The organism is Butyrivibrio sp. MC2021, assembly GCF_000621605.1.
Taxonomy (GTDB): Bacteria; Bacillota; Clostridia; order Lachnospirales; family Lachnospiraceae; genus Butyrivibrio.
In genome coordinates, this window is record NZ_JHXX01000018.1 from 28,909 (window position 1) to 50,311 (window position 21,403).

The window sequence follows — 21,403 nt, forward strand, 5'->3', positions numbered from 1 at the left end:
TATGAGGATAACGGAGGAAGCGTATGTGCGGAGTATGCGATAGAATTAAAGAAACAAAAGCTGGGGACAATCCATTTCTTGTAAAAGAATTGGGAACTGGATATGTGGTAATTGGGGATTTCCAGCATTTTAAGGGATATACATTATTTTTGTATAAAGACCATGTTGTTGAATTGTTTGATCTGGACAAGGAAACAAGAGCAAAGCACTTATATGAAATGACACTTGTTGCTGAAGCTGTGAAAAATGCCTTTGGAGCTGAAAAGATGAATTATGAGTGCCTGGGAAATGGTGAAGGCGGTGCACATATTCATTGGCATCTGTTTCCGAGAAGGACTGGCGACATAGATAATTATGGAAACAAAGGCAAGGGACCTGTTTGGTGCTATCCAAGTGAAAAAATGTATGCTGACATAAATAGACCCAGCAGTGAAGAACTAGAAGAGATGAAAGCAAAACTTCTTTGTGAGCTGGATAAACTATTGTAATACATTAAGAAAGATTGATGAAGGATGAGACTTTGAGTTAACAGAAGAGCTTGCGGAGAGTATCTGCAGAATGTACCTGACGCACCCGGGAGTGGATGTTGCCGGGATACTACAGAGGATAAGCTGAAAGGTGCCTAAAAATGGAACTAAAGCGAATTGGAGTTGAGCAAAAAGAAGCGATAAAAAAGCTGTTTGTAAGTGTGTTTACTATAGAACCATGGAACGATGACTGGTCAGATGAAAAGCAGTTGGATTGCTATATAGATGATCTGATTGGACAGGGATATTCGCTTACATATGGGTTATATGATGGTGATGAACTCATCGGTATGTCATTGGGCTACATAAAACACTGGTATAAAGGGACTGAATACTATATTGATGAACTATGTATAAGAACTGACAGGCAAGGCGCAGGAGCCGGTAACTTTTTCCTGTCAGAAATAGAAAAGGCAATTAAAGAGCTGGGGCTGAAGCAGATCTTCTTACAGACAGAAGCGCATGTGCCTGCATATGAGTTCTATAAAAAGAACGGCTATATCGAATTAGAAGGGCATGTATCATTTGCCAAGGAGCTATGAAAAACAACTGGGAGAAATTAGAACATGCTTGAAAGAATGGATGATTTCTTTACTGCCCGTATCAATGGGTATGAGGTAAAGAGCCATGAGTCTACATGATGCAGGAAATTGAGGCGATGTTTTCAGATGCAAAGGAATTCACGTTGGATACGCCCATTTGGAATGTCAGAACAAATGCATTTTATTCTAAGCTTGGGTATACAGAAGCGTGATGCATAGATTGAGGAAAAGAAAATGAGAATAGAGACTGAGAGATTGATTCTTCGTCCATTTCAGGAGGGGGATACAAAATAACTTTTTTTAATATAGTGCTATGGAGGACGCTGTTTATGAGCAGTATAGAAATGTACAAGAAGTATTTTACAAAGGAATATTTGATGGGACCGAATTCCTTTAGGCTGCTTGATGAATTGATTCGCAAAAGACCTGAAGGCGCTTGCTTTAACAGGACACTGGATTTGGGGTGCGGTTATGCCTTAACATCGATGTTTGTAGCAAATGAAACGGATGCAGAGCATGTATACGCATTTGATCTTTGGGTACCCGCAACAGAAAACTACCGAAGGATTCAGGATAATGGTCTGGAAGACAAGATTATTCCAATCCATGGTGATGCCATGGACATGCCTTTCGCTGAAGAGTATTTCGATGCCATAGTCAGTGTAGATGCATATCATTACTTTGGATGTAAAGAAGGCATCTTTTCTGAGAAGGTACTACCATATGTAAAAAAAGGCGGTACAGTAATGATCGCGGTTCCGGGGTTAAAGGAACAGCCACAAGGTGAGCTTAAAGTAATATTTGAGACATGGGCGGAAGGCGATGATTCGGAACTTTTCAAGACAGCATCTTGGTGGGAAAAACTGTTGAAGGATGAGTGCCAAGACCGATGCGATATCGAAGTTAAGGAGGCTGATTGCTACGATATCGCTTGGCGGGAATGGTTTGAATCAGGACATGAATATGGCATACGCGATAAGGAGTTTTTGGATAAGGGTCTGTATGATATTCTGAATTTCCTTCTAATTTATGTTCGAAAAGAATGATAAATGGTAAAGACCGGCTTTGAAATCTTTGAACTGTCCGGCAATACATATACGGTGAGAAAAAAAACTGATTCTATAAATGGGAATATATTTCAGGATAATGAAATAAATCGAAGTTTGGTAGTGGGGTAGTACAATGATTAGAATTATGAAAAACAGTGATTTAACACAATGTGGTTCGATTTATACAAAAGCATTTCCGATGGAATATTGGGGAATAGATTGGAAGACAGAAAATGCCACAGAATATCTTCAGGATTTTTTTGAACAGAGAAGATTTGTGGGATTTGTATATGAGGAAAATAAAGAAGTACTAGGGTGTATATTTGCACTTCGTAAGATTTCAGGCAGCAAAGAAGAGATTTATATTAATGAGATGGCAGTACTTCCTGAGCGACAAGGTCAAGGAATAGGTAAGCAGTTATTAAACGCTGTTAAAGATTATAGTAAGGACAAAGGACTTGCGGGCATTGTTCTTTATACTAGCGAGTATGCGCCAGCGGCTAAGTTTTATGAGAAGAATGGGTTTAAGTTGTCAAAGGGAACTATATGTATGTATTGTGAATAATTTAGGGATGAGTAAATTCAAGTTTAGCCGGATTAAAGATTTTAGGAAAAGAGTGAGGTGTTGCAATAAAAAGGATCAGTTTTATGAAACAAAGGGGATACAAAATGTCTTTATCAGAAAGAGCACTAGAGATACTTGATCGATACAATAAAACAGAAGATGTGATAGAAACCACCAAGAAATTTGTTTATGAGATGCTTGGACCAACGCCTGATAGAGGCGACATGCTCTATCGCTACGAACATTCAATACGAGTTGCAGAAAACGGCAGGATGATCGCGATTGCTGAGAACCTCCCTGTCACCGATACTGTTGTTGCCTGCCTTCTTCATGACGTTGGCTACAGAGAATGTGGTGACGACTGGCGCATACATCCACAGGTAAGCGCCGATATTGCCGCAGAGTATCTTGCCAGAATAGGCTATGATCCTGATATGGCAAAAGAAATAGTGCAGGGAATCGGAAGGCATAATCTGACTGACACGTTACCTGAGGATATGAGCGTATTCCAGACCACCATCAGAGACAGCGATGATATCGACAGATTCGATATTATCAGGATTGCAATGGCTATGGGCAGCTCTGTTCACGAAAAGACAAATGTCGAGATCATCGAATCCTGTCAAAAGCAGATTGATATAGCTAGATGGTACATGACACTTCCAAGGGGAACTAAGACCGCCAAGGATATGATGGATAAAGAACTAACTCAGAGAATTGAACTTCTTGAACAGATCATAGCGCAGGCCAAGAAAGGCTTTGAATAAAACAATGAATGCTTTAATCGTTAATTGCAGTCCTGTAAAAATGGGAGCTACAGCAGAAATTGTAAACATCATAGATAAAGAAATATCATCTAGATATAACACAAAATGCATCTGCATAATAATTCATCCGGGCGTTTTGCCCGGATATTTTTCCTGATACATATATACGCTTGCGTATATATAATTCTAAGTATATAATAAAGGTGGAAGGAGGATGCGACTATGTACATTAAGCAATATCTTGAAGATAACAGTATATCTATATATAAAGTGGCGAATAGCGCTCTGGTTGCTTATCCTACGGTCTTTAACATTGTTAATGGGAAGGTGGATATCCTTAACTGTGCTCTTGGTGTTGTGAAAAAGATAGCTGATGCTCTTAACCTCACAATAGATGAGCTTCTTACGCTGTGCGATAAGAATCATTCCTTCAACCTTTTCAGAAGTGAGCAGTGTCATCTAGTAAATCGTATTGGTGAGATAGATTACGTAATCGACCTTTTGGAAAAGAAAAAGATAGATTATTACTGGAAATTGGATATGAAAGCAGAAGCTTTTTATCTTCTTGCAATGCTTGATTATCTGAGCAAGCGGAACGACCTTCCAAAGTGTACTGAGTATGAGAACATCAGACGATATAAGTTGGAAAAGCCGGTTTTTCCCGCTGATACAGAGTTATCAGAAATGCTTTTGGGAAAAGACGCGCAACAAGAAGCTTTGAATCACGCAATTCCAGAGTTCCTTGATTTTAATATAGTAGAATGCGAGATTATAAATGGATAAGGTTTTATTTACGAAAGATAATATAGACAATCTGCTGTTCCAACTTGCAAAAGAGTATAAAAAGATCAATAAAAAGAATACACCTGCAGAGATTGTAATTATTGGTGGAGCAGCAATAGTATCAAAATATGGGTTTCGAGCTTCTACTACGGATATCGATAGTTTGATCTTTGCCTCTTCTTCAATGAAGGATGCTATAAATACCGTAGGCGACAAAAATGGACTGCCCACGGGTTGGATCAATGAGGAATTCAGAAAAACAAGTTCATACACTGAGAAGATCAGGCAGTATTCCAAGCATTATAAGCTGTTTGCAAATATTCTAGAAGCGAGGATGCTTCCTTCCGAGTACGATGTAGCAATGAAACTTGCGTCATTAAGACCGTACAAGTATGATATGTCAGATGCTGTCGGCATCATAAAGTCAGAGAATATTACAAGAGAGCAGATAGAGAAAGCAATTGTGGATTTTTATGGAGAATTCGAAAATCTGTCCCATCCTGATGAAGCCAAAAAACTTCTTGATAGCATCTTTTCTGCGCATAACCTGGATGAGCTATATGACAGTACCAGAACATCAGAATCGGATAACCGGGTAATTCTCAAGGATATCGATGATAATTATCCGAAACTTCTTAATGAAGGTAATCTGGCAAGCGTGCTAGAGGCTGCAAAAAGGAAGAAAGACAGTAAATAGTAATAGTCTCATGAAATTTTGAGACTATCATGAGACTGAGTTTTCTTAGGAGCTTCGCTATGATGAATCAGGAAACTATTAACTTTATCTTGCAGAGAATGGTATGTAGCGACTAGTGAAAATACCATAGTGAATATAATAGATGAAGAGGCTGGGACCTACTATGCCGGGCAAAAGACAGCAGAAGAGGTGGCAGATATTATACAGAGCAGGGTGAGTATTTATCTAAGTGAGACAAAGTGAGTGATTATTTGTTAATATGATTAATGATTGAAGATGATTATTTATTCATTTTTCTTGACAACAAAGCTCTTTACCCAGTATAGTTGATGAAACAAAATAAACAGGCGCCCATTGCTACCGAGTAGTGGGATTAACGTCATTTCTTTACCGTTAGGTCTTAGCAGGTAAGGAAATGGCGTATTTTGTTATAAGGAGGTTTTTATATGAAGTGGCTCTATTTGTTTTTGGCAGGTGCGTTGGAGATCTCCTGGGCTGTGGCTTTGAAAAGTTATCCGTTCCACAGGTGGTTTGTGTTATCCTTATTGTAATTGGAATAGCCGGACTAAAGATTTTAGGAAAAGAGTGAGGTGGTTGCGATGTTTAGGAAAATGAGAAGGTTCAAGCAACAGATTTCTGATGCGGAGTGCATTGAGATTTTGAAGAATACTAAAAGAGGCGTTCTTTCACTGATAGGCGATGATGGGTATCCTTATGGTCTTCCTATAGACCATTGGTATTGTGAAGAGGATGGAAAGATCTACTTTCATGGAGCGAAAGAGGGACATAAGATCGACTCTATAAAAGCCTGCGATAAAGCCAGTTACTGTGTATATGACGAGGGCTATCGGAAGGAAGGCGATTGGGCTCTTAATATAAAAAGTGTCATTCTGTTTGGCAGGATCTGCCTTGTTGAAAATGAAGATAAGGCAAGAGATATATGTACTGCGCTGACCAGGAAGTTTACTGATGATGCAGAGTATCTGGAGAAAGAACTTAAGAATGCATTTCCAAGAGTTCAATGTCTGGAGTTTTCTCCTGAACATATGACGGGAAAACTGGTTAATGAGTCATGACAAGTAAGTAAACTCGGAAATATCCAGTAGGTATGGGGTTAGTGGAACGATGTTTTGATCTGAGCTAGGAATTTTTCAGCTATAGGTGTAAAGGATGGGAATTTGTGCCAGATCAAGTATAGCTCAGATGTCTGCTTCGGAGATAATGGGCGAAATACCAGACCATTCTCCTCTGAGCATTCGACTAAATGCTTAAAAGTCAGGAGGATTCCGAGACCTTCCTGTGCAAAAAGAGATCCGTTATAAGACAGGCGGAATGAACCTTCAAGATGCAGTCTTTCAAAATCATCACCGGCCCAGGCAGGTATTTCATTGTTCCAGCTCTGCTCGGAACAGAAGAGAGGCTGCCCGATGAGATCTTTTACCTTAATGGATTTCTTCATGGCAAGAGGATGGTCTGATGGCATGATGGCACCCCATATATCAGCTTCCGGAAATTTGACATAATCGTATTTTGCCGTATTTGGCTTTTCGCATAAAACTGCAAAATCTAGAAGCCCTTTATTCAGTTTTTCCGTAACCTGTTCTGTATCGCCGCTGGTGATGTGATAGGTAAATCCGGGATATCTGCTTTTTAATATGCGGATTTCCCGTGCAAGGTATTTTATCTGATAGCTTTCGGCTAGTCCGAAGTAGATATCACCGCCGGTGATATCGTCAAGGGTGATGAATTCCTGTTCTATACGGTCGGCCATGGCGATGAGATCTTCCGCACGGTCGCGAAGAAGCATCCCCTCATCAGTCAGGGATATGCTAAAGCTGTGACGTGTAAATAACTTTTTTCCCAGTTCATCTTCGAGTGATTTTAGCGTTTTTGAAAGCGTAGGCTGTGTGACATGAAGCATGTCCGCAGCTTTTGTCATATTCTCTTCCCTTGCGACGGCAAGGAAGTATCGCAGGCTTTTGATTTCCATAGAATCCTCCAGTTCGCAGTGCACTCAAAAATGCTTTGCATTTTTTCGTTCTTAGGCATTCGCCGAATATATGGATTTATAATTTAGTGCTTATGCGAGCAAACTCCCAACGCACTAATTACAAATCCATATGCACTGCTCATTGCTACATGACATTCCATTTTGGAATATCACGATATTCATTTTATTCATTAGCGAAGAATTCGTCAAGTAAATATAATGAGGATACGAGGTAGGACAGATGGAAGTAAAAACCCTGATAGAAAATCTTACAGACAGTGGATGCTCTGCGGAAGGAACAAGAAGAGCAAAAGCACTTTACGAAGCAGGAGATATGGATGGACTCGTAAAGTATCTTCGAAAATGTCGATGTGATCTGGTGGAGGAAATGCACGACAGCCAGAGGAAGGTTGATCGGATGGACTATCTGATCAGACAGGCACAAAAAGAAGCGGATAAACAGTGATAAGAGAACGGAGGATGCAATCATGATCAAAAAGGAAGAACTGAAACTGGTAACTGAATGGGACAAAACATTCCCTATGAGCGATAAGGTAGACCACAGCAAGGTGACCTTTGTGAACCGATATGGGATAACACTTGCAGCAGATCTGTATGTACCCAAAGATAAAGAGGGCAGACTTCCCGCAATCGCAGTATGCGGTCCATTTGGTGCGGTTAAGGAGCAGTGCAGTGGATTGTATGCGCAGACCATGGCAGAGAGAGGCTTTTTGACAATAGCATTTGATCCTTCTTTTACCGGAGAAAGTGGCGGGAACGTAAGATATATGGCTTCTCCGGATATCAATACGGAAGATTTCATGGCTGCAGTGGACTTCCTTTCCCTGAACGATAAGGTTGATCCTGAGAGAATCGGTATTCTCGGAATCTGCGGATGGGGCGGAATGGCTATCAATACAGCAGCCCTTGATACAAGAGTAAAGGCAACTGTGGCATCTACCATGTATGACATGACTAGAGTAAATGCGAATGGTTATTTTGACAGTGAAGATAGCGAGGAAGCACGCTATGAGAAGAAGAAAGCCATGTGTGTTCAGAGGCTGGAGGATCTTAAGACTGGTGATTATAAGCTTGGCGGAGGAGTTGTTGATCCACTTCCGGAGGATGCACCTTTCTTTGTGAAAGACTATTATGATTACTACAAGACTGACAGAGGTTATCACAAGAGAAGCCTTAATTCTAATGGTGGCTGGAATGTAATCGGCTGTGAATCCTTTGTTAATCAGCCAATACTTAAATACAGCAACGAGATCAGAAGTGCAGTTTTACTTGTTCATGGAGAAAAGGCTCATTCATGTTATTTCTCAAAGGATGCTTATGCAGATATGATCAAAGGCAGCAAGTACGCAGACAATAAGGAACTTATGATAATCCCTGATGCTGTACATACAGATTTATATGATGGCGGGGATAAGGATTATATTCCTTTTGACAAGCTGGAGAGCTTCTTTAAGGAGAATCTGAAATAAAGGATGGGATGATATGAGTAAAGTGTTAGTGATTTCTACAAGTCTTCGAGCAAAGAGTAATTCCGATATACTTACGGAAAAGCTTATAGAGGGAGCAAAAGCTTCAGGTCATGATGTGGAACATATAAGCCTGAAAGGGAAAAATATCAGTTTCTGTATAGGATGTCTTGCCTGTCAGAATACCCAGAAATGTGTCATTAAGGATGATGCTGCTGAGATTGCAGAAAAAGTAAAGAATGCAGATACCATTGTATTTGTAACTCCGATTTATTATTACGAGATGAGCGGTCAAATGAAAACTCTTTTGGACAGGCTCAATCCGCTGTATCCTTCAGACTATAAGTTTAGGAATGTATATATGCTCTCTGTTGCGGCTGAGGATGAAGAGTTTGTGCCCCAAAAGGCTGAAAGCGGACTTCAGGGATGGGTTGACTGTTTTGAAAAGGCAGAATTCTCCGGTTCCTTATTCTGTGGAGGAATAGGTGATATGGGCGAAGCTTCAGGTAAAAAAGAGGAATTAAGTGAAGCCTATGAGTTTGGAAAAACATTAAAATAAAGGAAGCTTGCGATGAAAACGAAATTGATTATGATGACACTCTGTGTGTTCATGATGCTTTGTACCAGCGCATGCTCAGGTGATACTAAGACACCATATGAAAACTATGATTTGAACGCTGCCATTTCTAAATCAGAAGATATAGAAGCAGAAAGTACAGAGGAAATCGTTTTATCAGAAGACGTAAAAACATATCACACAGAAGAAACTGATAATCAAGCTGTTGAGAGTGACACTTCTTCTGATGATACGGGTATTGGAGAAAAAACTATGACAATGAAAATCGGCGATACAAAAGTTAATGTGGATTGGGAAGACAATCAGGCTGTAGAGGCACTGAGGAATATGGCTGAAGACGGTGATGTCACAATTCAGATGTCAATGTATGGCGGATTTGAGCAGGTGGGATCTATAGGTCAGAGTCTTCCAAGAAATGACAAACAGACGACAACATCATCAGGGGATATAGTTCTTTATTCAGGGAATCAAATGGTTGTGTTCTATGGTTCTAACAGCTGGTCATACACACGGTTAGGTCACATATCTGATAAGGATGAGGCTGGCATGACTGAGTTGCTTTCAAATGGTGATGTTACAATTACTATTAGCATGGGACAGGGATTATTAAAGTAGAAATATATTGATACAAAACGGTGGCTATAAGTCGAAAGATTTATGGTCACTATTTTTTTAATTATTTTGATGTAACTATTGACATTACATACTTATATGATGAGCAAATAAAAAGGCTTTTGCATGAAATCAAGGAAGCAGACGCAATTGTCATTGGGGCAGGAGCGGGACTATCAACATCTGCCGGCTTAACATATAGCGGCAAGCGTTTTGAAAAATACTTCTATGACTTTGCCAAAAGATTTGGAATAAGAGATATGCCCCGGAGAACTAGAAGATAGAAGTATATGTATTGATGGTGATATTGGAGAGGTGCTTGATATGCAGATTTTTTGAAGGTGTCCGCAAAAAGTTCACAAATTTTTTACTTACACTAAAATAATAATTATGTTAAAGTGGCTATCGTAAAAGAAACGCAGTGCGATGTACACTATGCTTTGTGGAGGTCATAACGAGTTTATGGCCTCTTTTTTATTGCACTTTTTTAGAAAGGTAGGTTTAAAAATGCCAAAGAACAGAATTCAGGAAACAATTTTTACAGTAATGATGGTTATAGTTATGGTTTATGGACTTGTATGCTATAACATAGCGCTCGAAACAGGCGCAATGAAGAACTTCATCTTCGTTGCAGCACTTTCAGAGCTTCCGATTATGGGAGTAGCAGCCTTTATACTTGATACATTTATCGCAGGCCCCATTGCCAAGAAAAAGGCTATGAAGCTAGTTGATCCCAAAAGAGATAACCCATTTATGATGGTACTTGCTATCTCAGTATTTTCCGTACTTTTCATGTGTCCCATGATGAGTTTTGTTGCAACAATTCTCTTTAAGGGTGGTTTCAATACAGAGATGATCGCTACATGGCTTGAGACTACTGTAAAGAACTTCCCTATGGCTTTCTTTTATCAGCTGATGATTGCCGGACCTTTTGTAAGATGGATCTTTGGACTGATCTTCGCAGACAAAAAAGGGTCTGAAGAAAAGAAGTAAAGATTCAAAAGGAATGTTAAAGAAGTGAGGTAGAAATGATTTCGATGATTATGGCGATCGCCATATTTGTAATAATGTTTGGCCTGATCATATGGGACAAAATCGAGAGGCACATAGTAACACTTGCATGTGGTCTCGCAACAGCAGTATTGGTATTTGGTGTCTGTATGAGAAGCATGGATGCTTTTCTTGAAACACTGAACATAAGAAATATTTTCACTTTGGGCTTCTGGTATGAAGCAGGTACAGCCTCTGAGAGCACTAGCGGCATCAACTGGGCGACAGTTATTTTCCTTGCTGGAATGATGATCATGGTAGAAGGTATGGCCAGAGCTGGTTTTTTCAGATGGCTGTGTATGACCATTGCAAAAACCGTGAAATATAAAGTTATCCCTATATTTCTTACATTCATGGTAATGAGCTTTATTCTTGCGATGTTTATCGATAGTATTACGGTTATTCTTTTCCTGGCTGCGGTAACATTAGAGCTGGCGCAGCTCCTTAAGTTTAATCCGGTACCTATGATCCTTTCAGAGATCTTTTGTGCCAACCTTGGAGGATCCGCTACAATGTGCGGTGATCCGCCTAACATTATCATAGGAACTTCCTTTGGTTATTCCTTTGCAGACTTTGTGACTAATACAGGACTTATAGCTGTTATTTCTCTGGTTGTTATCGTGTTGTATTTTTATCTGGTATTCAGAAAAGAACTATCTTCAGCAGGAAATGTTGTAATTGATGAGAGCAAGGCCGATCCTTCATCTGCCATCACAGATAAAAAGGCATTCATCATTAGTACTGTAATTTTCCTTCTTGCTGTTGTTTTGCTTGTGACACATGCTCAGACAGGTCTTACAGTGTCTTTTATCGGAGTGCTTATAGCAGCGATTACATTGCTTACTGCAGGGAAAGATGTAGTGAAGATCCTTAAAGGAGTGGACTACAAGACTCTTCTTTTCTTCATAGGTCTTTTTATGGTAGTAGGAGGACTTGAACAGACAGGAGTACTTGAAGTTGTAGCTGATTTCATCGGCAAGGTAAGCGGCGGAAAGATGACGGTTATGATCGCGATTATCATCTGGGTATCTGCTATTGCCAGCGGATTTGTTGATAATATACCTTTTGCTGCGACAATGATACCTGTTATTAAGACCCTGGCAGCTACTACAGGGGCAGATCTTTCAGTTCTTGCATGGACACTTGCTATGGGAACAGATATTGGAGGAAGCGCAACTCCTATAGGAGCGTCAGCAAATGTAGTCGGAACTTCAATAGCAGCAAGAGAAGGATATCCTATCAGCTGGAAAAAGTACTGTTTTTCTGCTGCTCCTGCTACAATTATTGTAGTGCTTATTTCTATGGTCTGCATTTATGTCAGATATTTATGATAGAAAGAGGTTGAGAATGAATAAACAACTTATTATTTCAGTCGGAAGGGAATTCGGTAGCGGCGGACATGTTATTGCTCACAAGCTGGCTGAGCACTATCAGCTCCCTGTTTATGACTACAATCTCTTAAGAGAGATTGCAATAGAAAAAAATGTGAACCCGGAAGAACTTGAAAAGTATGATGAGAAGCCAAGGAGAGTACTGTTTAACAGAACGGTCAGAGGCTATAGCAGTTCGGTGGAAGATAACATACATAAGATGCAGTTTGATTTCCTGCGTAAAAAATCAGATGCAGGAGAGTCTTTTGTCATCATTGGAAGGTGCTCAGAGGAAATCCTTAAAGATAATCCCAACATGGTGAGTATATTTATCCTGGCAGATTATGAAGCAAAGGTTACAAGAACCATGGAAAGAGAGAATATCACCAGGGAGCATGCGGAGAAGCTGATTGCTTTCCACAACAGGAAGAGAAAGGCTTATCACAATTATTACTGCAAGGGAAAGTGGGGAGATTCCAGAAACTATGAGCTCTCCATTAATAGCAGCAGAATTGGTCTTGATGAGACAACCAGGGTGATCATTGATTACATTGATGCAAGGTATCACGCTAAATAAGTTTTGAGGAGCATTCAGCTTTAGAAAGTTATCTCTGAAGCTAAAGCGGGAAAGCCACCGCATCTTTGTACAGGCGAAGCATTGCATGAATGGATCGGAATGGGCATGACTGCACTCGTCATTATCCATCAGATCCTTAACCGGAAATGGTACGGTGCGATTTTTAAAGGAAAATATAATCCATGAAAAACAGAAGATAAGTGAATACTATAACACAGGGCGTATAGACCATATGGTTTATACGTCTTTTTCTTTTGTCTAAAAGTACAACGTCATTGTACTTTTCTCTCCCTAAGTCCAATTCTATAGGAGGTACACATGGAATCTGAGGCAATCAATAACATCACGATTGCAAAGGCAGTTGATGAAGGATATTATGTGAAAGAAGGATTTAAGGTGGTATCAGATGAATTCCTGGAGGATGGAATTTATGATGCGCTTGAGCGGAACAGGGAATTGATGGAAAGGATAAGGGGAACGAGAATGGTTAAACATGTGATTTTATGGACACTTAAGGATGAACTTTCTGCAGAAGAGAAGATGACAATTAAGCAGGGAATCAAGGAAGGCCTTGAAGGACTAAAGGGAAAGGTTCCCGGAATCGTGGATATCAAGGTCAATATCAATGGTCTTGAGTCTTCAAATGCAGACCTGATGTTGGATTCTACTTTTGAGAGCGTTGATGCGCTTAAGGGATATTCTGTACATCCTGAGCACGTAGCAGTAGCTGATTCCAAGGTGAGACCTTATACCAAGATCAGAAGCTGCCTGGATTTTGAGGTTTAAAATGAGATATATTGACTCATTTAAGTTTCCAGGAGTGGAAAATGAAGAGCAGGATATACATGTGAATAAATATCTATGAGGTATTGAAATAATGATAGAGTATCGGAAGGCAGTAGAGAACGACAGAGCAAGTATTGAAGCTCTTTTCATAGAGATGTTGCAGACAATTTATCATACGGATGACGTAGAGGGTTATGAGGAAGGGTATCTCAACAGATACTTCTCAGATCATGAAGATGAGGTCATAGTCGCAGTGGATAATGGGCAGGTAGTAGCTTTTCTATCAGTTCAGGTTTTCCGCGGAGATAACTATATTTATCTTGACGATCTGTCTGTTACGGCAAGATACAGAGATCAGGGGATTGGGAGTTGTCTAATCAAGAGCGCGGAGGACTATGCAAAAGTAATTGGTATCAGTGCAATTGTTTTCCATGTAGAGACTTCTAATGAAAGAGCACATGCCTTATACAAAAGGCTTGGTTACAAGGATGACCTAAAAGATGGCAGTAGAATACGCATGGCTAAAGATGGTCTTAGTAAGGCTTTCGAGAAATCCTGTGGTGCTATTGTTTACACAATTGAAGATGGCATAATCAAGTATCTTCTTGTTGAGGAAGCAAGCGGATTTCATAGTTTCCCTAAGGGCCATATGGAAAATGGGGAGACTGAAAAAGAGACAGCTATCCGCGAGATAAAAGAAGAGACAGATCTTGATGCCACGCTGATAAGTGATTTCAGAGTGAGTGAGCAATATAAGCTTTCAGAAAAACCAGGTGTGACAAAGCAGGTTATTTACTATCTGGCTAAATACACTGATGAAAATCCGCGTGTTGTAAGGCCACAGGAAGTCAGATCGCTTAAGAGTTTATGCCTTGAGGAAGCGCTCGCTGTTATAGAATATGATAATAAAAAAGAGTTATTGTTACAGGCTGATAAATACATAAAAGCGACTGATAAATAGGGACAGAACAGTGGAGGAGTAATGGTACGAAGGATGATGGATTACAGAATAATAGATGGCGCAGAGAATATGAAGATGGAAGATATACAGAGGCTTCTTAAGATGACATACTGGGCAGATAAGCGATCCCCGGAGACGGTTGAGAAGTCTGTGAAAAATGCTTCCTGTTACGGAATATATATTGATGCAGAAGAAAAGCTTGTGGGATTTGCAAGGATAATCAGTGACTATGCTACCACTTTCTATCTTGCAGATGTAATTATCGATCCTGAATATCAGCATCAGGGACTTGGAACTGCATTGGTTTCATATGCAGTATCCAGGCCGGTATATCAGGGGCTTAGAGGAATTCTTCTAACCAAGAATGCCCATGGTTTGTACAGAAAATTTGGTTTTGAGTTAAACACAGAGCGTGCAATGATTAAGTAGAGGGTAAAAACGATGCTTATAGGAATCCTTTCAGATACACATGGACTATTAAGGCAGGAAGTGATTGATGGCTTTAAAGGTGTGGATCATATCATTCGCCAAGGAACTGTGAAAATGGTATTAGAAACAAAAAGACTTTTCTTACGAGAAATGAATATGGATGACTACGATGCACTGTATGCTGTCCTGGCGGACAGGGATATTATGCAGCATTATCCTTATGCTTTTGACGAGAATCGGGTCAGAAGCTGGATCGAGCGCAATATGCAGAGGTACAAGGAAAATGGCTTCGGACTATGGGCCGTATGCCTTAAAGAAACCGGAGAAATGATTGGCGACTGCGGGCTGACACTCCAAAATATCGATGGGAAGATGCTTCCTGAAATTGGATATCACATCAGAAAGGATTGCCAGCACAAGGGATATGCTAAAGAAGCAGCCAGTGCTGTACGCGACTGGGCTTTTGAACACACCGATTACCCATCAATCTATTCATACTGCAAATATACTAACGAGGCATCCTATAAAACAGCAGAAGCCATAGGCATGCATTTTGAAAAAGAGTATCCTGATGAGGCAAATGAGATTACTCATGTTTCTGTGATTCATAGACCAGTAAATGGATTGGGACTTTGATTGGATTTCCGATAGTGGCGGCAATCCTGGCATCGGTTATGCAACTTGCAGGGTGAAACTTTAACTTGCGGATGAAGGATGATACAGGGAGCAGATGCAGCGCAGCAGCCTGTGGGAAGAGTTGGAAAGCCTGAGGATATCGCAGAGATGGTGATGTTTCTTTGTTCCGACAAAGCAGGCTTTATCACCGGCGAGAACATCTGCATAGATGGCGGAATGACCAAGTTGATGATATATCATGGCGAACATGGATGGACATATGACGATAAGAAAAACGACTGAGAAAGATCTGAAAAGAGTAATGGAAATATATGGCTACGCCAGAAAATTCATGGCAGATCATGGAAATCCAAATCAGTGGGGAAAAAGAAACTGGCCTCCGGAGGAGCTGATCAGGTCTGATATCGAAAAGGGCTATAGTTACGTTTGTGAGAATAATCATGGAGATGTAGTCGGAACATTCTTTTTCAACCAGGGAAAAGACATCGAGCCTACCTATGTGACCATTTATGATGGTGAGTGGATTGGAGACGATATCTATGGAGTGGTACATAGGATAGCTTCTGACGGTTCTGAAAAGGGAATAGGTTCTTTCTGTATCAAATGGGCATTGGACCAATGTGGACATCTAAGAATAGATACCCATGGAGACAACACAGTGATGCAGGGTATGCTGAAAAAGCTTGGATTTACTCATTGCGGGACGATTTATGTTTACGAAGACAACGATCCAAGACTGGCTTTTGAGAAGATAATGTGAGGGTTTGATACGCTTTTCAACCTTGTTATAGATGCAGCAGAATGCTAATTGTCTTTTATGGAAGGATAATAAAATGCGAATTGAGACAGAGAGATTGCTTCTGCGCCCTTTTCAGGAAGGTGACGCTGAGGACGTATTTGAATATTTGAAGGAGCCGGCTGTAAACTGTTTTGCCGATATGAAACTGACTTCCATCGAAGAAGCTAGACAAGAGGTTTTAAAAAGATCTTCTGAGACAGAGTACTATTTTGCCATAGTTCTTAAGGAATCAGGAAAAGTTATAGGCGAGATTGATGCTTATCCTGAGCCTGCTGATGAGCATGGAGCAGATTCTGAGATGGATACCTTCAGTCCATGCTGGATGCTGAATAAGGTATATCATGGAAAGGGGTACGCCTATGAGGCAGCCCATGCTTTCTTTGATCATCTTTTCAAGGATAAGGGAGCAAGGCGAATATATGCCTATACCGAGGATTATAATAAGGCTAGCCAGCATCTTTGCGAGAAACTTGGAATGAGACAGGAAGGTCTTTTCAAAGAGTTCATCAGTTTTGTTAAGAATCCTGATGGAACTCCACATTATGAGAATACTTATCAGTATGCCATTCTGAAAAAAGAATGGGATACAAAATAACTTCCAGTTTTAATGACGAAAGAAGAAAGAGAGATTTTTATGGAAAAGTATATTGAAGGAAATAAAGCGGCTTGGGAAGAAGCTTTTGATAAAAGGGATGCCTCATGGGGCGCCGATATAACGGAACGTATACAGAAAGAAGACTATCCGTTTTTTGAAAAGGAAATGGCGGATGTTTTGAAAAACATGGATACGAAAGGAAAGACTATCGGTCAGTTTTGTTGTAACAACGGTCGAGAGCTGCTTTCTTTGGTAAAAAGCGGAAATGCCTCAAAGGGTGTTGGATTTGACATTGCTGAAAACCAAGTGGCTTTTGCAAATGAAAAAGCAAAAGAATTGAACCTGCCTTGTATATTTGAAGCTGTGAATGTTTATGATATTGATGATCGTTTCAGAGAACAGTTTGATATTGTGATCATCACTATCGGAGCACTATGCTGGTTTGAAAATCTGAATCGCTTTTTTGAAATCGTGGCAAAATGCATGAAACCCGGAGCAGTGATCGTGCTTAATGAACAGCATCCCTGCACGAATATGCTAGCTACGGAAGGCGATGCTGAGTTTGATCCTGAGCATAAGATGGAATGTCATTTTTCTTACTTTGAACATGAATGGACCGGGAATGGTGGCATGTATTATATGACACTGAAGAACTATCATTCTAAGACTTTTACCGATTTTACTCATTCATTGTCAGAAATAATATCCGGAATGTGTAATAACGGAATTGTCATCACCGGGCTAAAGGAGTTTGATCATGATATCAGCGGTGGGTTTTCCTCAATAGATCATAGGGGTTATCCACTGTCAATGATCCTACAGGGAAATAAACAATAAATTCCAGTATAAATAACGAAAGAAGACTAGAGTGAATAATGGATATACATATTAGAAATGCTGAAAAAACAGATTATAAAGCTGTAAGTAGAATAATGAATCAGGTTCAGGAAATGCATGTGGCATGGAGACCTGATATCTATAAGTTAAATGAAAACCTCATATCAGAGGATGTTTTTGGTCTTATGATCAGTAATGGAAATCTTTATGTTGCGGATGTAGGTGGAACAGTAGCAGGAGTTCTTGAGGTAACATACAAACATATTGAAAGCCCTGCACATGTTACAAGAAATATTATATTTATCGATAGTATGGCTGTTGACTCAGACTATAGAGGAAGAGGAATCGGACATCATTTCTTTGAAAAAGTAAGAGAGCTAAAGATTATTTCTGGGGCTGACGGAATAGAACTTCAGGTAAATGCAAAGAACCATGCTGCATACGAAATGTATAAGAAATATGGATTTACTGAGAAGTCAATCAACATGGAATTATTATAATATTCCAGGATAACTTAGAACAACAAATGGAGGTGTGCTGTGAGATACGAAGATCTTGATGACATCTGGAAAAGTATATTTGAACTGGAATGGGAGTCTCTGTGTAATAAAAGCAAGGCAATAGCTTCAGTGATTACTGATGAAAACGGTAACCTTATTTCGACAGGCAGAAATAAAATTGGTGAATATACTATCCCAAATCCAAGAGTATGTCATGCAGAAACCGAAGCTGTAAGAAACCTTGATATAAGCATATATCCGAATATAAAACAGTATACGTTATATGCCGCTTTAGAGCCCTGTCCAATGTGTCTGGGAACGATAGTAATGGGTGGAATCAGGCGGATAGTGATCGGCGCTCACGATGATCACGGTGGAGCGATAGAGTTACTTGACAAAAGTAGATATTTGTCCTCAAAAAATATTGAGATTATCTGGATGCCGAATATCTATGGTGATATTCAGCGTGGATTACAGACTATCAGAGAATTGCTCTATAATGAGGATAAAGCGAAATCAGAAAGAATGCTGATGGATTTTTCGGTTTACAATTCCTCGGGTGTAAATGCGGCAAAAATACTTGTAGATAACGGTTTGTTTGTTGATCTGCAAAAATGTCGTTTGGAAAATATAATCAATCAAATGATCAAATTAATAGAGGAATAAGTATCTCATTTTGAATTAATTCCCGTTTGTCGAAATGATTGATAGTGAGTTATATTGCTACGTAAACAATCGGTGTAAGACCAAACAAAAAAACAGACTTCATGTATTCAAAATCTGTCCTTTTGTTTGGGCTTCAGACCGATTTTTATCTAAGTGAACTAAGTCGCGTCCGGGTGGCTGTGGAATTTCAATCTGCCACCATCTAATCAAATCTTACCATTATCTCATGGTTTTAAACACCCTTAAAACTCAAATGCAGTCTTTATTCCACGACAAAAAAGCCTTCGTGAAAAGGCTTGGTTTGCAGTATAAGATCCAGGCATTCAACAAAGCATATATCTGCCATCTATGCGAAAGGTGATTAGAGGTTCACCACATTTGGCGCACTTACAAATATCACGGTTATACAGAATCTTGATCTTCTCGGCAGTTGTCTTGCCTCTGAGCTTGGAAAGATACTGCTCGCATCCAAGAAGATTCCTGCATAGAGTCATTTTCTGTGCTTTGCATCTGCAGGCAAGTAACCCATAGTAGCGTATTCTTATAAATCCTTTTGGGAGTATGTGCAGCAGAAAGCGAGACACAAACTTTTCTCCTGAGATAGTCATAGGCCTGTACTTGCCATCTACACGGTAGTCCTTTGCCGCGAAGGTTACATTCTCAGAATCCATGCTCAGAATACGCCTGTTACTAATTGCAATCCTGTGAGTATATTTACCCAGGTATTTAAAGACTTCCTGAGCTCCCTTAAATGTTCTTTTGGAATACACAACCCAGTCCATAGCGTAGAGCTTATCAAGAAGACTTTTGAACTCATATGTATTCCTAAGCTTTTCCGCACCACCTGTATAAGACAGTCTTTCTGACTCGTGGAGACATTTCATTTCATCAAGATAGTGCCTTTTGAAGACTGCAGACATAACCTTCACTGGTAGAAAGAACTTGTTTCCCTTGTCCTTCCAGTGATTCTTGTCATCAAGGCCACCACCCAGAACTATCGTATGAATATGCGGGTGATAATTAAGCTTGGATCCCCATGTGTGAAGAATGCAGATATAGCCTATTTTTGCTCCGAAGTGCTTGGTATCCTGAGAAAGCTCTGCCAGCGTCTTGTTAGCAGCATGATAGAGCGCATCATAAAGAAGCTTCTGATTGGCATAGATTAAGGGATACAAAAGCCCCGGAACTGTAAATACCGTATGAAAGTAAGGAGCATCAAGGACATCTTCGCGTCTTAGGTCTATCCATTCATCAACCTCCATGGCCTGACACATGGGACAATGCCTGTTCTTGCAGGAGTTGTAATGTATAAACTTAGAATGACAGGATTCACACTCACTTACATGTGCACCCATTTCTGCTGTGCGACAGGACCTTATACACTGGATTGCCCTGAACTGCTCATCTGAAAATGTTCTATCAGCAACCATGGGAAGAAACTGCTCGAAAACATCCTGAATAGTAATGCTGTCCATGTCAGTCTTCCTTCTTCTTTCTCTTGCCCTTCTTTTTCTTTGGATGATCCAAGGGGCTCTTAACACCCATGATTGCTTTGTTTGAAACATGGATATATACCTGGGTGGAATTCGGAGATCTGTGACCAAGCATTGCCTGTACATACTCTCTGTCAGTATGATTCTCAATCAGATGCGTAGCGAAGGAATGGCGCAGAGTGTGTGGGTGAAGCTTGATTCCTGCATCTTTACCTACCCTCTTCACCATAGCTTCAACTCCGCCGACTTTGAGAGGTCTGTGTGGTCTTCTCAATGAGACAAACAGGATATCACGAGGCTCGGGATTGGCATGCCAATACTGCTTAAGCAGTTCAAGCGTCCTGTCAGAAAGAATAGTCCAGTGATCTCCTCTGTTCTTACTGTTGCGGATATGAACCTGCATTGTGCTCATATAGATATCGCCCGGTGCGAGCCTTACGACCTCACCAGCTCTCAAGCCTGAAGAATAGACAAGAGCGATTATAGCTTTGTTTCTGATGTTCTGGGCAGTGTCAATAAGCTTTTCTATCTGTTCTAGTGAAAGTGTTTGTGGCAATGTCCAGTCAACTTTCATACGTGGAACTATATCCAGATCCCATGGGATATGTAGCATATGCTTATAAAAGAATGACAAAGCTGAACACATGCAATTGCAATACCCTGGTGTTGCCCCGTCGTCCCTGCGCTCCAGAATGTAATTACGGACATCATAAAGAGAGAGTTCTGAAATAGGCTTTTCTCCCGCCCATTCCAGGAACTTGGTAGTATGAAACTTATAGATAAAGCATGTCCTTGGCGAAAGATTTCTAATTTCGCATTCCTTTTCAATTTTTTGTAGTATTTCTTCGTACATAGAAAACCTCCATAGTTAGTAGTATTCAGATAGTTACCCTAACCATGGAGGCGGACGTCCCCAATAAAAATGCTTGTATGAAGTAATGATAAATGATACGCTTTTCATGGCAGTAGTAGTGGTTTTGACAATGTTTTGTTTTGGTGTGGTAACTTAAACATACATCATCATAGCTTCACTATCTACTGCTTTTTGAGTAAAAGAAAACGCTGCGCCATAGCCTTGGCAGGCCGTCGCGCAGCGACTTAGTTCAAT

General features: G+C 40.2%; 29 protein-coding genes. 26 read left to right on the plus strand and 3 right to left on the minus strand.

Annotation, left to right across the window (positions count from 1 at the left end):
• The first annotated feature begins 23 nt into the window (after positions 1–23).
• From T359_RS0116080 to T359_RS0116125, 9 genes are all read left to right on the plus strand, one after another.
• Complete coding sequence (locus tag T359_RS0116080; RefSeq protein WP_026518343.1) at positions 24–488, plus strand: HIT family protein; 465 nt, start codon at positions 24–26, stop codon at positions 486–488.
• Positions 489–628: 140 nt separating this feature from the next.
• Entirely contained in the window at positions 629–1,069 is a 441-nt protein-coding gene (locus T359_RS0116085; protein WP_026518344.1) for a GNAT family N-acetyltransferase, read from the plus strand.
• A 329-nt stretch (positions 1,070–1,398) separates the two neighbouring features.
• Positions 1,399–2,115, plus strand: coding sequence for an SAM-dependent methyltransferase (locus tag T359_RS0116095; protein WP_026518345.1), 717 nt, complete (start codon positions 1,399–1,401; stop codon positions 2,113–2,115).
• A 136-nt stretch (positions 2,116–2,251) separates the two neighbouring features.
• The gene (locus tag T359_RS0116100) at positions 2,252–2,683 is read left to right on the plus strand and encodes a GNAT family N-acetyltransferase (RefSeq protein ID WP_026518346.1); all 432 of its coding nucleotides are present in this window, start codon (positions 2,252–2,254) and stop codon (positions 2,681–2,683) included.
• 104 nt (positions 2,684–2,787) lie between these two features.
• On the plus strand, positions 2,788–3,450 hold the full coding sequence (locus T359_RS21860; RefSeq protein ID WP_026518347.1) for an HD domain-containing protein: 663 nt from the start codon (positions 2,788–2,790) through the stop codon (positions 3,448–3,450).
• Positions 3,451–3,672: 222 nt separating this feature from the next.
• Positions 3,673–4,233 (plus strand): helix-turn-helix domain-containing protein, encoded by a 561-nt coding sequence (locus tag T359_RS0116110; RefSeq protein ID WP_026518348.1) that lies wholly within the window; start codon positions 3,673–3,675, stop codon positions 4,231–4,233.
• A complete protein-coding gene (locus T359_RS0116115; RefSeq protein ID WP_026518349.1) occupies positions 4,226–4,930 on the plus strand; it encodes a DUF6036 family nucleotidyltransferase in 705 nt (234 codons plus the stop codon). Before T359_RS0116110 ends, T359_RS0116115 begins: the two co-directional genes overlap by 8 nt.
• Before the next feature lie 415 nt (positions 4,931–5,345).
• On the plus strand, positions 5,346–5,519 hold the full coding sequence (locus tag T359_RS22865) for a hypothetical protein (RefSeq protein WP_197027113.1): 174 nt from the start codon (positions 5,346–5,348) through the stop codon (positions 5,517–5,519).
• A 10-nt stretch (positions 5,520–5,529) separates the two neighbouring features.
• A complete protein-coding gene (locus T359_RS0116125) occupies positions 5,530–6,006 on the plus strand; it encodes a pyridoxamine 5'-phosphate oxidase family protein (RefSeq protein WP_026518350.1) in 477 nt (158 codons plus the stop codon).
• A gap of 38 nt (positions 6,007–6,044) precedes the next feature.
• Here the strand turns inward: T359_RS0116125 and T359_RS0116130 are convergent, their stop codons facing one another.
• Positions 6,045–6,920 carry a LysR family transcriptional regulator gene (locus T359_RS0116130; protein ID WP_026518351.1) on the minus strand — a complete coding sequence of 292 codons (876 nt, stop codon included), beginning with the start codon at positions 6,918–6,920 and terminating at the stop codon, positions 6,045–6,047.
• 241 nt (positions 6,921–7,161) lie between these two features.
• Between T359_RS0116130 and T359_RS0116135 the strand changes: the two genes are divergently transcribed.
• From T359_RS0116135 to T359_RS21875, 17 genes are all read left to right on the plus strand, one after another.
• On the plus strand, positions 7,162–7,386 hold the full coding sequence (locus T359_RS0116135) for a hypothetical protein (protein ID WP_026518352.1): 225 nt from the start codon (positions 7,162–7,164) through the stop codon (positions 7,384–7,386).
• A gap of 22 nt (positions 7,387–7,408) precedes the next feature.
• A complete protein-coding gene (locus tag T359_RS0116140) occupies positions 7,409–8,410 on the plus strand; it encodes an alpha/beta hydrolase (protein ID WP_026518353.1) in 1,002 nt (333 codons plus the stop codon).
• Between the two features lie 13 nt (positions 8,411–8,423).
• Positions 8,424–8,966: a flavodoxin family protein gene (locus tag T359_RS0116145; protein ID WP_026518354.1), complete on the plus strand. Its 543-nt coding sequence runs from the start codon at positions 8,424–8,426 to the stop codon at positions 8,964–8,966.
• Between the two features lie 12 nt (positions 8,967–8,978).
• Positions 8,979–9,599, plus strand: coding sequence for a cyclophilin-like fold protein (locus tag T359_RS23105; RefSeq protein WP_026518355.1), 621 nt, complete (start codon positions 8,979–8,981; stop codon positions 9,597–9,599).
• A 504-nt stretch (positions 9,600–10,103) separates the two neighbouring features.
• Positions 10,104–10,589 (plus strand): DUF2798 domain-containing protein, encoded by a 486-nt coding sequence (locus T359_RS0116155; RefSeq protein WP_026518356.1) that lies wholly within the window; start codon positions 10,104–10,106, stop codon positions 10,587–10,589.
• Positions 10,590–10,624: 35 nt separating this feature from the next.
• Positions 10,625–11,977 (plus strand): SLC13 family permease, encoded by a 1,353-nt coding sequence (locus tag T359_RS0116160; protein ID WP_026518357.1) that lies wholly within the window; start codon positions 10,625–10,627, stop codon positions 11,975–11,977.
• A 16-nt stretch (positions 11,978–11,993) separates the two neighbouring features.
• The gene (locus T359_RS0116165; RefSeq protein ID WP_035784742.1) at positions 11,994–12,593 is read left to right on the plus strand and encodes a cytidylate kinase-like family protein; all 600 of its coding nucleotides are present in this window, start codon (positions 11,994–11,996) and stop codon (positions 12,591–12,593) included.
• Between the two features lie 483 nt (positions 12,594–13,076).
• Positions 13,077–13,379 (plus strand): Dabb family protein, encoded by a 303-nt coding sequence (locus T359_RS23385; RefSeq protein ID WP_026518359.1) that lies wholly within the window; start codon positions 13,077–13,079, stop codon positions 13,377–13,379.
• Positions 13,380–13,470: 91 nt separating this feature from the next.
• Complete coding sequence (locus T359_RS21870; protein ID WP_051545550.1) at positions 13,471–14,340, plus strand: bifunctional GNAT family N-acetyltransferase/NUDIX hydrolase; 870 nt, start codon at positions 13,471–13,473, stop codon at positions 14,338–14,340.
• Positions 14,341–14,361: 21 nt separating this feature from the next.
• Entirely contained in the window at positions 14,362–14,769 is a 408-nt protein-coding gene (locus T359_RS0116180) for a GNAT family N-acetyltransferase (protein WP_242839114.1), read from the plus strand.
• A 12-nt stretch (positions 14,770–14,781) separates the two neighbouring features.
• Positions 14,782–15,405 (plus strand): GNAT family N-acetyltransferase, encoded by a 624-nt coding sequence (locus T359_RS20785; RefSeq protein ID WP_330370202.1) that lies wholly within the window; start codon positions 14,782–14,784, stop codon positions 15,403–15,405.
• A gap of 78 nt (positions 15,406–15,483) precedes the next feature.
• Entirely contained in the window at positions 15,484–15,687 is a 204-nt protein-coding gene (locus T359_RS0116190; RefSeq protein WP_026518362.1) for an SDR family oxidoreductase, read from the plus strand.
• Complete coding sequence (locus tag T359_RS0116195) at positions 15,665–16,165, plus strand: GNAT family N-acetyltransferase (protein ID WP_026518363.1); 501 nt, start codon at positions 15,665–15,667, stop codon at positions 16,163–16,165. Before T359_RS0116190 ends, T359_RS0116195 begins: the two co-directional genes overlap by 23 nt.
• A gap of 73 nt (positions 16,166–16,238) precedes the next feature.
• Positions 16,239–16,799, plus strand: coding sequence for a GNAT family N-acetyltransferase (locus T359_RS0116200; protein WP_026518364.1), 561 nt, complete (start codon positions 16,239–16,241; stop codon positions 16,797–16,799).
• 39 nt (positions 16,800–16,838) lie between these two features.
• Positions 16,839–17,636, plus strand: a complete 798-nt coding sequence (locus T359_RS0116205; protein ID WP_035784745.1) for a class I SAM-dependent methyltransferase — start codon at positions 16,839–16,841, stop codon at positions 17,634–17,636.
• A gap of 38 nt (positions 17,637–17,674) precedes the next feature.
• Positions 17,675–18,136, plus strand: coding sequence for a GNAT family N-acetyltransferase (locus T359_RS0116210; protein ID WP_026518366.1), 462 nt, complete (start codon positions 17,675–17,677; stop codon positions 18,134–18,136).
• 39 nt (positions 18,137–18,175) lie between these two features.
• A complete protein-coding gene (locus T359_RS21875) occupies positions 18,176–18,802 on the plus strand; it encodes a nucleoside deaminase (RefSeq protein ID WP_051545552.1) in 627 nt (208 codons plus the stop codon).
• A 323-nt stretch (positions 18,803–19,125) separates the two neighbouring features.
• Here the strand turns inward: T359_RS21875 and T359_RS0116220 are convergent, their stop codons facing one another.
• Positions 19,126–20,277, minus strand: a complete 1,152-nt coding sequence (locus T359_RS0116220) for an IS91 family transposase (RefSeq protein ID WP_026517290.1) — start codon at positions 20,275–20,277, stop codon at positions 19,126–19,128.
• Position 20,278: 1 nt separating this feature from the next.
• A complete protein-coding gene (locus tag T359_RS0116225; protein WP_026517289.1) occupies positions 20,279–21,148 on the minus strand; it encodes a tyrosine-type recombinase/integrase in 870 nt (289 codons plus the stop codon).
• Positions 21,149–21,403: the final 255 nt, after the last annotated feature.

Coding starts and splice junctions, on each gene's coding strand:
- T359_RS0116115 (WP_026518349.1), top strand. CDS start 4,226: ATGGATAAGGTTTTATTTACGAAAGATAATATAGACAATCTGCTGTTC.
- T359_RS0116225 (WP_026517289.1), bottom strand. CDS start 21,148: ATGTACGAAGAAATACTACAAAAAATTGAAAAGGAATGCGAAATTAGA.
- T359_RS0116195 (WP_026518363.1), top strand. CDS start 15,665: ATGACGATAAGAAAAACGACTGAGAAAGATCTGAAAAGAGTAATGGAA.
- T359_RS20785 (WP_330370202.1), top strand. CDS start 14,782: ATGCTTATAGGAATCCTTTCAGATACACATGGACTATTAAGGCAGGAA.
- T359_RS0116210 (WP_026518366.1), top strand. CDS start 17,675: ATGGATATACATATTAGAAATGCTGAAAAAACAGATTATAAAGCTGTA.
- T359_RS0116160 (WP_026518357.1), top strand. CDS start 10,625: ATGATTTCGATGATTATGGCGATCGCCATATTTGTAATAATGTTTGGC.
- T359_RS22865 (WP_197027113.1), top strand. CDS start 5,346: ATGGCGTATTTTGTTATAAGGAGGTTTTTATATGAAGTGGCTCTATTT.
- T359_RS21870 (WP_051545550.1), top strand. CDS start 13,471: ATGATAGAGTATCGGAAGGCAGTAGAGAACGACAGAGCAAGTATTGAA.
- T359_RS0116180 (WP_242839114.1), top strand. CDS start 14,362: ATGGTACGAAGGATGATGGATTACAGAATAATAGATGGCGCAGAGAAT.
- T359_RS0116080 (WP_026518343.1), top strand. CDS start 24: ATGTGCGGAGTATGCGATAGAATTAAAGAAACAAAAGCTGGGGACAAT.
- T359_RS0116200 (WP_026518364.1), top strand. CDS start 16,239: ATGCGAATTGAGACAGAGAGATTGCTTCTGCGCCCTTTTCAGGAAGGT.
- T359_RS0116110 (WP_026518348.1), top strand. CDS start 3,673: ATGTACATTAAGCAATATCTTGAAGATAACAGTATATCTATATATAAA.
- T359_RS0116100 (WP_026518346.1), top strand. CDS start 2,252: ATGATTAGAATTATGAAAAACAGTGATTTAACACAATGTGGTTCGATT.
- T359_RS0116155 (WP_026518356.1), top strand. CDS start 10,104: ATGCCAAAGAACAGAATTCAGGAAACAATTTTTACAGTAATGATGGTT.
- T359_RS0116205 (WP_035784745.1), top strand. CDS start 16,839: ATGGAAAAGTATATTGAAGGAAATAAAGCGGCTTGGGAAGAAGCTTTT.
- T359_RS21860 (WP_026518347.1), top strand. CDS start 2,788: ATGTCTTTATCAGAAAGAGCACTAGAGATACTTGATCGATACAATAAA.
- T359_RS0116135 (WP_026518352.1), top strand. CDS start 7,162: ATGGAAGTAAAAACCCTGATAGAAAATCTTACAGACAGTGGATGCTCT.
- T359_RS0116085 (WP_026518344.1), top strand. CDS start 629: ATGGAACTAAAGCGAATTGGAGTTGAGCAAAAAGAAGCGATAAAAAAG.
- T359_RS0116095 (WP_026518345.1), top strand. CDS start 1,399: ATGAGCAGTATAGAAATGTACAAGAAGTATTTTACAAAGGAATATTTG.
- T359_RS0116165 (WP_035784742.1), top strand. CDS start 11,994: ATGAATAAACAACTTATTATTTCAGTCGGAAGGGAATTCGGTAGCGGC.
- T359_RS0116220 (WP_026517290.1), bottom strand. CDS start 20,277: ATGGACAGCATTACTATTCAGGATGTTTTCGAGCAGTTTCTTCCCATG.
- T359_RS0116130 (WP_026518351.1), bottom strand. CDS start 6,920: ATGGAAATCAAAAGCCTGCGATACTTCCTTGCCGTCGCAAGGGAAGAG.
- T359_RS0116140 (WP_026518353.1), top strand. CDS start 7,409: ATGATCAAAAAGGAAGAACTGAAACTGGTAACTGAATGGGACAAAACA.
- T359_RS0116190 (WP_026518362.1), top strand. CDS start 15,484: ATGATACAGGGAGCAGATGCAGCGCAGCAGCCTGTGGGAAGAGTTGGA.
- T359_RS0116145 (WP_026518354.1), top strand. CDS start 8,424: ATGAGTAAAGTGTTAGTGATTTCTACAAGTCTTCGAGCAAAGAGTAAT.
- T359_RS23105 (WP_026518355.1), top strand. CDS start 8,979: ATGAAAACGAAATTGATTATGATGACACTCTGTGTGTTCATGATGCTT.
- T359_RS23385 (WP_026518359.1), top strand. CDS start 13,077: ATGGTTAAACATGTGATTTTATGGACACTTAAGGATGAACTTTCTGCA.
- T359_RS0116125 (WP_026518350.1), top strand. CDS start 5,530: ATGTTTAGGAAAATGAGAAGGTTCAAGCAACAGATTTCTGATGCGGAG.